At 60.3% G+C, this 13,680-nt stretch carries 14 protein-coding genes; 8 read left to right on the top strand and 6 right to left on the bottom strand.

Translation table 11 applies throughout. The annotated features are described in order from the left end of the window. Positions 1 to 189: 189 nt before the first annotated feature. The 4 genes from uvrD to M0814_RS22890 all read left to right on the top strand — a co-directional run bounded on the left by uvrD (position 190) and on the right by M0814_RS22890 (position 4,552). On the top strand, positions 190 to 2,373 hold the full coding sequence (gene uvrD / locus M0814_RS22905) for a DNA helicase II (protein ID WP_003229685.1): 2,184 nt from the start codon (positions 190 to 192) through the stop codon (positions 2,371 to 2,373). Between the two features lie 141 nt (positions 2,374 to 2,514). After that, on the top strand, positions 2,515 to 2,955 hold the full coding sequence (locus M0814_RS22900; RefSeq protein WP_003229686.1) for an EamA family transporter: 441 nt from the start codon (positions 2,515 to 2,517) through the stop codon (positions 2,953 to 2,955). A gap of 176 nt (positions 2,956 to 3,131) precedes the next feature. Continuing rightward, on the top strand, positions 3,132 to 4,007 hold the full coding sequence (locus M0814_RS22895) for a Tim44 domain-containing protein (RefSeq protein ID WP_003229688.1): 876 nt from the start codon (positions 3,132 to 3,134) through the stop codon (positions 4,005 to 4,007). A gap of 137 nt (positions 4,008 to 4,144) precedes the next feature. Next, entirely contained in the window at positions 4,145 to 4,552 is a 408-nt protein-coding gene (locus tag M0814_RS22890; RefSeq protein WP_047596914.1) for an SMI1/KNR4 family protein, read from the top strand. 21 nt (positions 4,553 to 4,573) lie between these two features. Here M0814_RS22890 and M0814_RS22885 read toward each other — a convergent pair whose 3' ends face one another. Continuing rightward, a complete protein-coding gene (locus M0814_RS22885) occupies positions 4,574 to 6,337 on the bottom strand; it encodes a cation:proton antiporter (RefSeq protein ID WP_003229692.1) in 1,764 nt (587 codons plus the stop codon). A 282-nt stretch (positions 6,338 to 6,619) separates the two neighbouring features. On the opposite strand from M0814_RS22885, the gene M0814_RS22880 reads away from it, so the two are divergent. After that, positions 6,620 to 7,102: an acyl-CoA thioesterase gene (locus M0814_RS22880; RefSeq protein ID WP_003229693.1), complete on the top strand. Its 483-nt coding sequence runs from the start codon at positions 6,620 to 6,622 to the stop codon at positions 7,100 to 7,102. A gap of 135 nt (positions 7,103 to 7,237) precedes the next feature. On the opposite strand, the gene pdxY is transcribed toward M0814_RS22880, so the two are convergent. Continuing rightward, on the bottom strand, positions 7,238 to 8,110 hold the full coding sequence (gene pdxY / locus M0814_RS22875) for a pyridoxal kinase PdxY (RefSeq protein WP_003229694.1): 873 nt from the start codon (positions 8,108 to 8,110) through the stop codon (positions 7,238 to 7,240). Positions 8,111 to 8,227: 117 nt separating this feature from the next. Between pdxY and M0814_RS22870 the strand changes: the two genes are divergently transcribed. Continuing rightward, positions 8,228 to 8,641, top strand: a complete 414-nt coding sequence (locus tag M0814_RS22870; protein WP_103484033.1) for a DUF3301 domain-containing protein — start codon at positions 8,228 to 8,230, stop codon at positions 8,639 to 8,641. Position 8,642: 1 nt separating this feature from the next. Here the strand turns inward: M0814_RS22870 and M0814_RS22865 are convergent, their stop codons facing one another. Then, positions 8,643 to 9,614 carry a CobW family GTP-binding protein gene (locus M0814_RS22865; protein ID WP_103484032.1) on the bottom strand — a complete coding sequence of 324 codons (972 nt, stop codon included), beginning with the start codon at positions 9,612 to 9,614 and terminating at the stop codon, positions 8,643 to 8,645. Positions 9,615 to 9,642: 28 nt separating this feature from the next. Between M0814_RS22865 and M0814_RS22860 the strand changes: the two genes are divergently transcribed. Continuing rightward, positions 9,643 to 9,999, top strand: a complete 357-nt coding sequence (locus M0814_RS22860; RefSeq protein WP_103484031.1) for an NADH:ubiquinone oxidoreductase — start codon at positions 9,643 to 9,645, stop codon at positions 9,997 to 9,999. 4 nt (positions 10,000 to 10,003) lie between these two features. On the opposite strand, the gene M0814_RS22855 is transcribed toward M0814_RS22860, so the two are convergent. Next, positions 10,004 to 10,654 (bottom strand): DUF1826 domain-containing protein, encoded by a 651-nt coding sequence (locus tag M0814_RS22855; protein WP_003229702.1) that lies wholly within the window; start codon positions 10,652 to 10,654, stop codon positions 10,004 to 10,006. Then, positions 10,654 to 11,859, bottom strand: coding sequence for a zinc metallochaperone GTPase ZigA (gene zigA / locus M0814_RS22850; protein ID WP_103484030.1), 1,206 nt, complete (start codon positions 11,857 to 11,859; stop codon positions 10,654 to 10,656). Before zigA ends, M0814_RS22855 begins: the two co-directional genes overlap by 1 nt. Before the next feature lie 234 nt (positions 11,860 to 12,093). On the opposite strand from zigA, the gene M0814_RS22845 reads away from it, so the two are divergent. After that, positions 12,094 to 12,471 (top strand): glutamine synthetase, encoded by a 378-nt coding sequence (locus M0814_RS22845; protein WP_103484029.1) that lies wholly within the window; start codon positions 12,094 to 12,096, stop codon positions 12,469 to 12,471. On the opposite strand, the gene M0814_RS22840 is transcribed toward M0814_RS22845, so the two are convergent. Beyond that, positions 12,468 to 13,670 (bottom strand): N-acetylmuramoyl-L-alanine amidase, encoded by a 1,203-nt coding sequence (locus M0814_RS22840; RefSeq protein WP_103484028.1) that lies wholly within the window; start codon positions 13,668 to 13,670, stop codon positions 12,468 to 12,470. The two genes, M0814_RS22845 and M0814_RS22840, sit on opposite strands and share 4 nt — an antisense overlap. Positions 13,671 to 13,680 lie beyond the last annotated feature (10 nt).

Raw genomic sequence — 13,680 nt, 5'->3', positions numbered from 1 at the left:
CCAGTTGCCAAACTGCTCCAGATCATAATTTCAGCGAAACTTTTCGCCCCCGCAGCGCCGACAAAACCCGCAGAGCGAGGCGGGCCGAAGCCTGTAGCCAGTGACCGACCGGTCGTCATTGGCGGCACTTTCATCGGCTAATGCAAAGCTCGGTTTGCCCGGGCCTGCGGCGCACCCTAGAATGCCCCGATGCGCGATGATCTCTCCCTTCTGCTGAACTCCCTCAACGATGCCCAACGCCAGGCCGTAGCAGCCCCCGTTGGCCGTCAGTTGGTCCTGGCCGGTGCCGGCTCCGGTAAAACCCGAGTGCTGGTGCACCGTATCGCCTGGTTGATCCAGGTCGAAAACGCCTCGCCCCACTCCATTCTGTCGGTGACCTTCACCAACAAGGCCGCTGCCGAGATGCGTCATCGCATCGAGCAGTTGCTGGGTATCAACCCGGCCGGCATGTGGGTCGGTACCTTCCACGGCCTGGCGCACCGCTTGCTGCGCGCGCACTGGCAGGAAGCGGGCTTGAGCCAGACCTTTCAGATTCTCGACAGCGACGACCAGCAGCGACTGGTCAAGCGGGTGATCCGCGAGCTGGGGCTGGACGAACAGCGCTGGCCGGCCCGTCAGGCCCAGTGGTTCATCAACGGGCAGAAAGACGAAGGCCTGCGTCCGCAACACATTCAGGCCAGCGGCGACTTGTACCTGGCGACCATGCGCGGCATCTATGAGGCCTACGAGGCTGCCTGCCAGCGCGCCGGCGTCATCGACTTCTCCGAGCTGCTGCTGCGCGCCCTCGACCTGTGGCGCGACCATCCGGGTCTGCTGGCGCACTATCAGAAGCGCTTCCGCCATATCCTCGTCGACGAATTCCAGGACACCAACGCCGTGCAGTACGCCTGGTTGCGTCTGCTCGGCAAGGGCGGTGACAGCCTGATGGTGGTCGGCGACGACGACCAGTCGATCTACGGCTGGCGTGGGGCGAAAATCGAGAACATTCATCAGTACTCGTCGGACTTCCCGGATTCGGTAACCATTCGTCTGGAGCAGAACTACCGCTCCACCGCCGGCATCCTCAAGGCCGCCAACGCCTTGATCGCGAACAACACCGGGCGTCTCGGCAAAGAGCTGTGGACCGACGGCGGCGACGGCGAAGCGATCAACCTGTACGCCGCGTTCAACGAACACGACGAAGCGCGCTACGTTGTCGAAACCATCGAAAGCGCGCTGAAAACCGGCCTGGCCCGCAGCGACATCGCGATTCTCTACCGCTCAAACGCCCAATCGCGCGTTTTGGAAGAAGCCTTGCTGCGCGAGCGCATTCCGTACCGCATCTATGGCGGCCAGCGCTTCTTCGAACGCGCGGAAATCAAGAACGCCATGGCCTACCTGCGCCTGCTCGAAGGCCGTGGCAACGACGCCGCACTGGAGCGGGTGATCAACGTCCCGGCCCGTGGTATTGGCGAGAAAACCGTCGAAGCTATCCGCGACCATGCACGCCACAGCGATGTGTCGATGTGGGAAGCGATGCGCCAACTGGTCGCCAATAAAGGCCTGACCGGTCGTGCTGCCGGCGCCTTGGGTGCGTTTATCGAGCTGATCGAGAACCTTGCCGCCAAGTGCATGGAGATGCCGCTGCATCTGATGACCCAGACCGTCATCGAGCAATCGGGGCTGATCGCCTATCACGAAGCGGAAAAAGGCGAGAAAGGCCAGGCCCGGGTAGAAAACCTTGAGGAACTGGTCAGCGCCGCGCGCAACTTCGAGAACACCGAAGAAGACGAAGAGCTGACGCCGCTGGCGGCGTTCCTCGGCCACGCTTCGCTGGAAGCCGGCGACACTCAGGCCGACGAACACGAAGACAGCATTCAATTGATGACCCTGCACAGCGCCAAGGGCCTGGAATTCCCTTACGTGTTCCTGGTGGGCATGGAAGAAGGTCTGTTCCCGCACAAGATGAGCCTGGAGGAACCGGGTCGCCTTGAAGAAGAACGTCGCCTGGCCTATGTCGGCATCACCCGCGCCATGCAGAACCTGGTGATGACCTATGCTGAAACCCGACGCCTGTACGGCAGCGAAACCTACAACAAGGTCTCGCGTTTCGTCCGTGAAGTGCCGAAGGGTCTGATTCAGGAAGTGCGCCTGTCGAACAGCGTCAGCCGACCGTTCGGCGGCAACCAGTCGATGAGCGGCAGCAACCTGTTCAGCGGCAGCGAGATTCCGGAAACCGGCTTCAGCCTGGGTCAGGCGGTGCGTCACTCGATCTTCGGCGACGGCGTGATCCTCAACTTCGAAGGCGCCGGCGCGCAGGCGCGGGTGCAGGTGAACTTCAGCGAAGGCAGCAAGTGGCTGATGCTGGGGTACGCCAAGCTGGAAGCGATCTGACGCCGGTTTCGCTTTTCTGTGGGAGCGAGCCTGCTCGCGAAAGCCACACTGCGGTTTATCAGATCAACCACGGTGATGTCATTCGCGAGCAGGCTCGCTCCCACAGGGGTCGGCGTTGGATGATCTAACAAGGATATTTGCATGGGCTCAGGCTTCTTTTCTTCCTGGACATTCTGGGCCCTGCTCTCGGCGACTTTCGCCGCGCTGACGGCGATCTTCGCCAAGATCGGCATCGAAAACGTCAATTCCGACTTCGCCACCCTGCTGCGCACCATCGTGGTCCTGGTCAGTCTGGCCTTGATTTTGTACGCGACGGGCCAATATCAGTCATTGGGATCGATTTCCGCCAAGAGCTATCTGTTCCTGCTGTTGTCCGGTCTGGGGACCGGCGCGTCGTGGCTGTGCTACTTCCGCGCGCTGAAAGTCGGCCCGGCCTCGCTGGTTGCGCCAGTGGACAAACTCAGCGTGGTACTGGTGGCGGTGCTCGGCGTGATCCTGCTGGGCGAGAAACTCGACTTGCGCCAATGGGGCGGCATCGGCCTGATCACCGCCGGTGTGGTGCTGCTGGCGTTGCGTCGATAAGCAAGTTTCCCGCTGAACCTATCCTATTTTCCTACAGACAAAAGTACATGGCCTTATTGCTTCGACGGAGCTGAACATAACCTGTCAGGCAAAAGCCCGAAACACTCTCTCGCTAGCCAGTAACACTTCAGCTGTGCAACATGGCGCGCGTGTCTCCACAAACGGGAATTCCCTTTATGAAACGTTTTCTTAGCATCGCCATGGCGTTGTGCATCGGCCTGACGATGAGCCTCGACGCCAACGCCAAGCGCTTTGGTGGTGGCAAAAGCGCCGGCGCTGCGCCGACGCACCAGACCAGCCAGATGGCTCCTTCTTCCCCAGGCATGGGCGGCGCAGCAGCGACCGCTGGTGCTGCCGGCGCTGCCGGTGCCGCTGCCAAGGCTGGCGGCGCTTCGAAATGGCTCGGCCCTCTGGCCGGTATCGCCGCCGGTGGCCTGCTCGCTTCCATGTTCATGGGCGGCGGCTTCCAGGGCATGCAGATCTTCGACATCCTGATCATGGCCGTGATCGCGTTCGTGATCTTCCGCTTCATCGCCGCTCGTCGACGCAAGCAGCAGGAGCACCTGGCTCCGGCCGGCGCGCCGATGCAGCGTGAAGTATTCGAGCAGAAGCCTGCTGCCATGGGTTCGATCTTCGGTGGTTCGGCCGCGCCGGTTGCCGCTCGTCCGGTGATCAACGCACCGGCCTGGTTCAACGAGCAGAACTTCCTTGCCGCCGCGCGCAGCCACTTCCAGGCGCTGCAGCAGCACTGGGACGCCAACGAAATGGACAAGATCGCCGAGTTCGTGACCCCGCAGATGCTCGACTTCCTGAAGCGTGAGCGTGCGGATCTGGGCGACGGCTTCCAGTCGACTTACATCGAAAACCTGCAGGTTCAGCTGGACGGCGTGGATGATCGCGCCGACAAGACCATCGCCACCCTGACCTTCAGCGGTGTGTCGAAGACCTCGCGTTTCGACCAGGGTGAAGTGTTCAGCGAAAGCTGGAACATGGAACGTCCACAGGGCGAAAACCAGCCTTGGCTGGTGGCCGGTATCCGCCAGAACGGCTGATCCCCATCACGTTACGCATGTGGTAATAAAAACCCCGGCCTCGGCCGGGGTTTTCTATTTCACGGTTGCATCTATAGCGAGCTACTGTATAAACCGGCCCATATAAACCGCGCCATTCAAGCAAGAGGATCCCGGACGTGGAAGAAATCATCGAACAACTGCGCGAAGCCAACGAACCCGTACCGGTTCCCCTGGAATTGCCCGACGAAGACCAGTTGGTAGAAATCGAAGAAGAACTCTTCATCAACATCCCGTTCGTCTTCAAAGAGTTTCTGCTGACCGTCAGTGACGTGGTGTACGGCAGCCTCGAGCCGGTGACCGTCACCGACCCGCAATCGCACACCTATCTGCCGGACGTAGCGGCCAACGCCTGGGACATCGGCGTACCGCGCGACCTGATCCCGATCTGCCAGGACGGCGACAACTACTACTGCGTCGAAGAAGACGGCACCGTAGTGCTGTGGTCCGGCGAAGAAGAGCTGATCACCGAAGAATCCTGGGAATCGGTGTGGCACTGGGCGCGGGACGTCTGGCTGGAGAGCTGATTAGCCAGCTGCCCGGGCCGGTCAGTGCCCCGACGACTCCTTGTGGTTGTCGAGGGTTTCCAGCAGGGCCACCTGCATCCGCGTGTGCACGCGGATGAACCAGCGCCAGAGCAGCGCCGCCACGGCGGCCGCGACCACGGCGACCAGCACCAGCAACTTGTTGGTCGGCAGGATACTGGCCGACAAGGCTGCCAACAGCAGGAAGATCACCAGCAGCGAGAGGATCGGGATCACTTCGGAGATCACCCGACGCACTCGCTGCGTGTGACGCCCGGCCATCTCCGGCTTCACGCCCATTTCTGCCAGCAGCATCGACAACGCCTTGAGCTTGCGATACGCCGCGATCAGGAATGGCAGTGACAGCAGCAGCGCCCCGCCCCAGATCAACGCCTTCTGCCAGCTCGGATCACCGATCCAGTCCTGCATCCACACCGACAGCCGTCCGGCAAAGAACGCGCCGCTGAAGAAGATCGCGATCACCAGCGCCAGATTGACCCCGACCTGCAACAGGATCCGCCGGATCATCGCCGCCAGCATCGCGCCCTCGCCTTGCGGCTGAATGCTGCGCAGCCATTCGCCATACATGCCGAACACCCGGCCCAAACGCTTGGGCACCGCCGCCGAGAGCTTGATCGACAACGGGTCGGCCGCGCGAATCAGGTACGGCGTCAGCAGCGTGGTGATCACCGACACCGCCACGGCCACTGGATACAGAAAGTTGCTGGTGACCTGCAGCGTCATCCCGAGCGCGGCGATGATGAAGGAAAATTCGCCAATCTGTGACAGCCCCATCCCCACGCGCAGTGAGGTTCGTCCGTCATTGCCGGCGATAAACGCCCCGAGGCCGCAGGACAACATCTTGCCGAGCACCACCGCCACGGTAATGACTGCAATCGGCCACGCGTATTGCAGCAGGATCATAGGATCGAGCATCAGGCCGATGGCGACGAAGAAGATTGCACTGAACAGGTCGCGAACCGGCTCGATCAGCCGTTCGATCTTCAGCAGTTGCCGCGACTCGGCCATGATCGCGCCGATCAGGAAGGCGCCGAGCACCATGCTGTATTCAAGCTTGACCACCAGCAGGCAGAAACCGAAACACAGGCCAAGCACGGTGATCAGCAGCATCTCGTTGCTTTCGAATTTGGCGACATAAGCCAACAGACGCGGCACCAGCAGAATGCCCACCACCAGCGCAACGATCATGAACAGCGACAGCTTGCCGACCGTGGAGAACACTTCGCCGGAGCTGACCGTGCCGCTGACCGCGATACTCGACAGCAAGGCGATGATGCCGATGCCGAGGATGTCCTCGACGATCAGTACGCCGAAGATCAGCTGCGCAAAGCGCTCGTTCTTCATCTTCAGGTCGTTGAGCGCCTTGACGATGATGGTGGTCGAGGAGATGGCGAGGATCGCGCCGAGGAACAGTGAATCCATGGTGTTCCAGTCGAACCAGCGGCCGATCTCGTAACCGATCCAGATCATCAGGACGATTTCGAGGAACGCCGCGATAAACGCCGTGGCGCCAACCTTGAACAACTTGCGCAGGCTGAATTCCAGCCCGAGGCAGAACATCAGGAAAATCACCCCCAGCTCGGCGAGGGTCTTGATGGTTTCTTCGTCGTGGATCAGGCCAAACGGCGGTGTGTGCGGGCCGATGATGAAACCGGCGACGATGTAGCCGAGCACCACTGGTTGCTTGAAGCGGTGAAACAGCACGGTGACCACACCTGCGACCAACATGATCACTGCCAGGTCCTGAATAAAGCTGATGGCATGCATGGTGTGGGCTCCTTGTATGACATGACCCGCCGTCAGACATCAGAAAGGTCTCAGCGAGCTGGGTAAAAATCCGCTTTTCGTGTGGGAATTGCCCTTGGGCAGGGCCTTTTGCAGGTTAACACCGCGACTTCCGGCTGGAAGGCGGTGCAATATAAGGAAACAGATCGGTCGCGGCGTGACGGCAGCCACTCGTCTGGCGTCCCGATAACGGTGCTTTTGAAAAAGCCACCAGGCACCCGCAGAGGTGCGTCCAGCCATCCAGCCTTGATCCGTGAGAACGTTATGGAACCCGGAAACGCCCAACTGTCGATGACGGTATTGATGACCCCCGACATGGCCAACTTCTCTGGCAATGTCCACGGCGGTACCCTGCTCAAATACCTCGACGAAGTGGCCTACGCCTGCGCGAGCCGCTATGCCGGCCGCTACGTGGTAACGCTGTCGGTGGATCAGGTGATTTTCCGCGAGCCGATCCATGTCGGCGAACTGGTGACCTTCCTTGCGTCGGTCAACTACACCGGCAACACCTCGATGGAGGTCGGCATCAAAGTAGTGACCGAGAACATCCGCGAGCGCTCGGTACGCCACACCAATAGCTGCTTCTTCACCATGGTCGCGGTGGATGACCAGCGCAAACCTGCCGCCGTACCGCCACTGCAACCGCAGAACAGCGAAGACAAGCGTCGCTACATGCAGGCCCAGCAGCGCCGGCAGATTCGTCAGGAGCTGGAGAAGCGCTATCAGGAGATCAAGGGCGACGCCTGATCGATCCTTTGGAATGATGTTGCTTTATAGATAGCCTTCGCGAGCAAGCCCGCTCCCACCTTCAATCGCAGTCCTCCCATGAGAACGCGGTCGAAGGTGGGAGCGGGCTTGCTCGCGAATGGGTGTAACGCGGTTTTACAGACTGATCGCGGTCGCCTCGAATTTCACCCGCGGATGCGCGATCCGGTCCTGCGCCCGCACCAGTTGCAGCTCGTAACTGGCACACGCCTGGGTTTCCAGCAGCACTTCATGCACCGCCGCTGCGGTGAATTCAAACGCCGCCACCAGACTGTCACCGAGCAGCACCCGTGCCAGGAACAAACCGGACGTCAGATCGCCCACACCCACCGGTTGACGCGGAAACGCCAGCAGCGGACGGCGCAGGTGCCAGCTTTCGTCGGCGGTCACCAACAACATCTCGAAACCGTCCGCCGGTTTGCCCGGATAATCCAGGTGTTTGACCAGCACCGCTTTCGGGCCGCGTGCCAGCAGTGCCCGGGCCATCCCCAGGCAATCGAACAAGGACTGCGGCTTGCGCCCGGAGAAGCTGTCCAGCTCCAGCTGGTTCGGGCACATGATGTCCGCCACGGCTGCCGCTTCTTCCAGCAGGAAGTCGCTGACTTCGGTCGGCACACTGCAGCCTTTCTCCGGATGACCCATTACCGGGTCGCACAGGTACAACGCCTTCGGATTGACCGATTTGATGCGCTCGACACCGCTGAGAATCGCCCGGCCCTGCGCCGCGCTGCCCAGATAACCGGAGAGCACGGCGTCGCAGTTGCCCAGCTCGCCAATGGCGGCAATGCCTTCGACCAGTTCGGGGATCTGGTGCGGCGACAGCACTTCACCGGCCCACTGCCCGTACTGGGTGTGGTTGGAAAACTGCACGGTGTTGAGCGGCCAGACATTCACCCCGACCCGCTGCATCGGAAACACCGCGGCGCTGTTGCCGGCATGGCCGAAGACCACATGGGACTGAATGGCGAGCAGATGAGGCGTACGTTTCATTCGGGTTATTCCGTAAAACGATTGAAATTCAAGCCGCGCAGTATGCGACGAAACACAGCCTGTACGACAGACCGGCGACGCAGTTAAGCTGAGCTTATCTTTTGGAGTTTCCTGCTGATGCTGACCCTCGAAAACATCTTTGTGCTGATGCTGTTCGCCGCTGCCGGCGCATGGCTTTGGCACAACCACGGCTTGCGCGAGCGGGCGCTGGAGCGGGTCAAGCAGCATTGCATCAACGTTGGTGTCGAACTGCTGGACGGCAACGTCGCGTTGAAAAAAATCGGTTTGATCAAGGATGGCAGCGGCCGGCGGCGCCTGGCCCGGGTCTACAACTTCGAGTTCACCGTGACCGGCGAAACCCGGCACAACGGCACCATCACCCAGTTTGGCGCACACAGCGCACAGATCGAACTGGCGCCCTACCCGGCACCGTTCGACGACACGCCACCCGTGGTCGAGGTCACCCGCCCACGGGCCGAAGTGATCGAGCTGAGCCAGTGGCGTCAGGATCACAACAAGTGGAAGCCTTGAGCTAACCCGCCTGAACCCGGCATTGCGCCAGGCCTGCCTGCAAATTATCGACATTTTGCGCATCGGCAAAGATCAGCTCGATACGTGAATCCCGGCGCCACTCGCTGGGTTGCCAATTCAGTTCAGCGTTATCCAGGGCATTGGCTGAAACCCAACCCTGTGCGCTGTGGATAACCAGTTTCGCCCGTCGCCAGCCCAGGCTTTGCAGCCATTGGCTCAGGCGTTGCGTATCGAACCTCTGTCCCGGGTGCCAGCGCCAGCCGATGCTCCAACCGCCCTCCTGTGCCTGACTCAGGCAGATCGGCACGGCCGGATCGCTCCAGATCGCCGGAATCGACGCCAATCCCTGCGGCACGATGAGGTTATCCACACCTGCCATTGCTTGCGCAGCCACACCCGGCAACTCGCGCAAGGGTAGTTGCGACTGCTGCGTCCAGATCAGTTTGACTGCCGGCAAACGCTCGGCGATGGTCTGCCGAACAGCCTCATTCAGACTTTCTGCCTTGTTCAGTAACAGCAGACCGGCGTTGGCCAAAGCCTCCTGCTGTGCGGGCGGCAGCGCTTTCCCGGCTGCCAGCGCCTGGGCATCCAGCACTGACACACAGGGCTGTACCGCCAGTACACCACGCCACGGCGCTTCGCTTAACTGCTTGAGCAACTGCGCCGGGTGGCCCAGCCCGGACGGCTCAATGAACAGCCGATCCGGCCGGGCCTTGCGCAGCAAACGGCCGAGGCCGATTTGAAACGGCGCACCATTCACGCAACACAGACACCCTCCGGCGACTTCGCCCAGTGCGATACCATCGGCGTCGCGGGTCAGCAACGCGGCATCGAGGCCGATCTGACCGAACTCATTGATCAGCACCGCCCAGCGCTCGCCCTCCGGCCGCTGGGCCATGAGCTGGCGAATCAGGCTGGTCTTGCCGGCGCCCAAAGGGCCGGCGATGACATGGGTAGGAATGTTCTGCAACATGACTGGGAGTTTTCTGAGGGGATTGGGCATGCGTTGGATGGGATGGTCGTTGCTGTTGATGCTGCTGTCGAGCGAAGCCTGGGCCCAGGCCTGCGTGGTGCACAGCCAGGGTGAGCGACTTGACGTTAAAGTCTGCCAGCAAAACCGCAATATTCCCGAGAAGCTGTTTAGCGACGGCTTCTGCCAACCGACCTTGGCCGGGCAGAAAGTCGAGGTGCAGTACGTCGATCAATGCCCGAGCGGCGCGTTCGGCGTGTGCAGCAACGCGCAAGTCGCCAATATGCCCTATCGTCAGGATATCCACTATTACGGTGTCGCCTCCGACGCGGCGTATTTGCAGCCGTACTGCGAAGGGCAAAGCCAGGGCCAGTGGCTCAAGCCTTGAGCTGTCAGCCGAGCCAGTCGAGGGTCAGCAGCAACCGTCGCTCACCCGGCGCCGGTTGCGGGGAGCGATGAATCAGGCCAAAGCCTTCATTGCCGAGCCACTTCTCGCCTTTCAATAGCGCCACATCACCCCGCTTGAGCTGCTGGATATGGCTCATGCCCTGTGGCTCGGCGTTGGCCTGGCCCAGTTGCTCGCGATCCATCACGCCCTCCTTGAGCCACTGGCTGCCAATCCCCGCAAAGGTTGTGATCAAGCGCACCGGCACATGATCGACATGGAAACGTGGGCACATGGCTTTATCCAACACCCGCAGGCGCAAACCGATACGCCGTGCCCCCAGCAGACAGGCGAAGGCACTCACCAGCCATTGCAGGTCAGCGATGAAGGCTTCGTAGCCTTGCAGATCACGGAATCCGGCGGCCAATCCTTTCAGATCAGGGTCGGCGTCTTCATCCGGCAGTTCGATGCACAGCGATTCCGCCAGAGGCTCGTTGAGCGATAGCAGCAATTCTGCAAAATCGGCGATGTGCAGCGGCAGTTGACGCTGCCAGACCGCAAGATTGACGTCGTCTTCGAGGATTCGCGTCAGCGTTTTCGGCGTCGCTCCCTGATGCTGATGGCGCGCCCGGTTTTGCTGCAACTTGAGCGCGAGCATCAGGCGGCCTCTTCGTACCAAGGGCCGAACGGATCCGGCAGCCGGCGCCAACCGTCTACGCCAATGGCCATTTCCTCGTCAGTCAGCAGGCAGGCATCGAGCTCCGACTTGAGCTGTACGAAGTCGATGTTCTGGCCGATGAATACCAGCTCCTGACGACAATCTCCGACGCTCGGCGTCCAGTTTTCCATGATCGCTGCGGTACTTTCCTGATCCTGCGGCCATTGGTTTTTCGGCACGAAACGCCACCAGCGGCCTGCGAAACCATGGCGCATCAAACCGCCGGCCTGCGACCAACTGCCTGCGTCGGAGGGTTTGCTGGCGAGCCAGAAGAAGCCTTTGGAGCGCAGCAGTTTGCCGTTCGGCCATGGGCGATCGATGAAGTTGAAGAAACGCTGCGGATGGAACGGGCGGCGTGCGCGGTAGGCCGTCGAGGCGATGCCGTATTCCGTGGTTTCCGGCACATGCTCACCGCGCAATTCCTGCAACCAGCCCGGGGCCTGAGCGGCTTTCTCGAAGTCGAATCGGCCCGTGTTGAGGATTTTCTCCAGCGGCACCTCGCCCATCACCATTGCAATGATCTCCGCCTGGGCATTGAGGCGCTTGAGGATTGCCATCAGCTCTTCGCGCTCCTGGCGGCTGATGAGGTCGATTTTGCTGATCAGCAGTACGTCGGCGAACTCGATTTGTTCGATCAGCAGATCGGTGATCGAGCGTTCGTCTTCATCGCCCAGGGTCTCGCCTCGGGAAGCCAGACTCTCGGCCGCCTGGTAGTCGAGGAGGAAATTCACGCCGTCGACTACCGTCACCATGGTGTCGAGGCGTGCGACGTCGGCGAGGCTCTGGCCCTGCTCGTCACGGAAGGTGAACGTTTCGGCGACCGGTAGCGGCTCGGAAATACCGGTGGATTCGATGAGCAAGTAATCGAATCGTCCTTCGCGGGCGAGCTTGCTGACTTCTTCGAGCAGGTCCTCGCGTAACGTACAGCAGATACAACCGTTACTCATCTCCACCAGTTTTTCTTCAGCACGGTTCAAGCTGACATCGCGCTGAACTTCGCTACCATCAATGTTGATCTCGCTCATATCGTTAACGATAACAGCAACACGCAAGCCTTCTCGATTACGTAGTACGTAATTTAAAAGTGTACTTTTTCCGGCACCGAGAAAGCCCGAAAGAACGATCACGGGAAGCGGAGATGACATTGGATAATCCTCATCAGATGGTGGCCGATGTGCACGTTGGCCTGGTTTGGCGTAGCGCACCGCGCTCTATGGCTTCAAAACAGCGATCTGGTAGAAACAGACGCTTGAAATCGGCGAACTCAGACTCAATACAAATTAATGTTATAGTATAACAATATGAATAAGCCAGCCCCGCGCTTGCCCAAACCGATAAAGAGCAGGAAGCTGCAGGCGATCTGCCCATTGGGAACCGAGATGAAAACTGCTTTGAAATACTCGCTGCTGAGTCTCGCGTTGCTGTCGGGGGCCGACGCCTGGGGGCAAATTCCCGCACTCGCCAACTGCACACACAGCGCCAATCTGCTGGCCTGCATCGACGCGCAAGGCAATGCCTACAGCGTGAACACGGTGGGCAGCACAATTTATCTGCGGGGCTTTGAAAAGGACGGCAACCGCTACTGGGCGCAGACCAACAGCCGTTTCGGCCAACTGACGTTCTTTACCGGGATCGCCTCTGACGGGGAAGCCTGGGTGGGCTACACCCGTCGCGTCGGCTGGACGACGATCAATCGTTTTTCCAGCTCTGGCGGCAGTAGCGCGAAGTTCACCTGCAGCCGGATCACTGGCTGCTAAACCTGCGCGTTTTGCTGTTCCTGCTGCCAGGCGATATAGCTGTCGACGGGTGGATTCTTTTGAAAGTAATGCTGTAGCCCTTCGAACAAACCATCCGCCACGGCTTGCTGATGCCGAGGCGTGATCAGTCGCTGGCTGTCTCGGGCGTTCGAAATGAAGCCGGTTTCCACCAGAATCGACGGCACGTCCGGCGACTTCAACACGGCAAACCCTGCCTGTTCCACGCGCTTCTGATGCAGCGTGGTAATGCCTGCCAGACTGCCGAGGACGGTGCTGCCGAGTTGCAGACTGGCGGCGATGGTGGCGTTCATCGACATATCGAGGATCACTCCGGCGAGCATCGGATCCTTGTCCTTGAGGTTGAGCAGACTGGTCGCACCGAGCAGATCCGCGCCATTCTCACGCTGCGCCATGAAGCGCGCAGTCGCAGACGTCGCGCCACCCTCGGACAGGCAATACACAGACGCTCCCGACGCCGTCAGACGTGGCGCCGCATCGGCATGCACTGAGATAAACATGTCAGCCTTGTGCTGGCGCGCTATATCCACCCGTTTGCGAAGTGGTACGAAGAAATCATCATTGCGCACCAGTTTCACGTCGAAGCCTTTCTCCCTCTTCAGCCGTTTGGCGAGTAATTGCGCGATGGACAGCACCACATCTTTTTCCCGTTCACCTTTGGCACCAACCGCGCCCGGGTCTTTTCCGCCGTGCCCGGGGTCGACGACGACGATGATGTCGCGCTTGGGGTGAGTTTTATTCAAGGGTGTTTCACGTGGAACCATTGCCGCACTTGATGCCTGTTTGGCGTTCACCAGATCAAGCACCAAGCGGTGTCCTTGGCCATCTTCGGGCGCCAAAAGGAAGCTGTTCAACAGCACTGGATGGTTCAGGTCGAGAACAATCCGTGTATCACCCTGACCAAAGTGACCTGATCGAATGGAGCGAATAGCGGTATCGGCAAGCACCAACTGGCTGAAATCACCGCTCAAACTCGCCCCTGAAAGGTCAATGATCAGGCGTTCTGGAGCGCTCAGGGAGAAGGTTTTGTAGCGCACCGGACCGTTCAGGTCGAACACCAATCGTAGCTTTTCATCCGAACGCCAGAGCCGCGCATTGCGAATTTGTGTGGCCGAGACGCTGAAGGGGAAAGCCAAGGCCGTGCTGGCCAGCAGCAGATTGAGCAGATGACGTCTGTGCATATGAAAGCCC

The sequence above is a fragment of the Pseudomonas sp. MWU12-2020 genome, from assembly GCF_023100605.1.
Classification (GTDB): domain Bacteria; phylum Pseudomonadota; class Gammaproteobacteria; order Pseudomonadales; family Pseudomonadaceae; genus Aquipseudomonas; species Aquipseudomonas fluorescens_H.
Note: the sequence above shows the minus strand (reverse complement) of the source record. Positions and strands in the feature narration are given on the sequence as shown.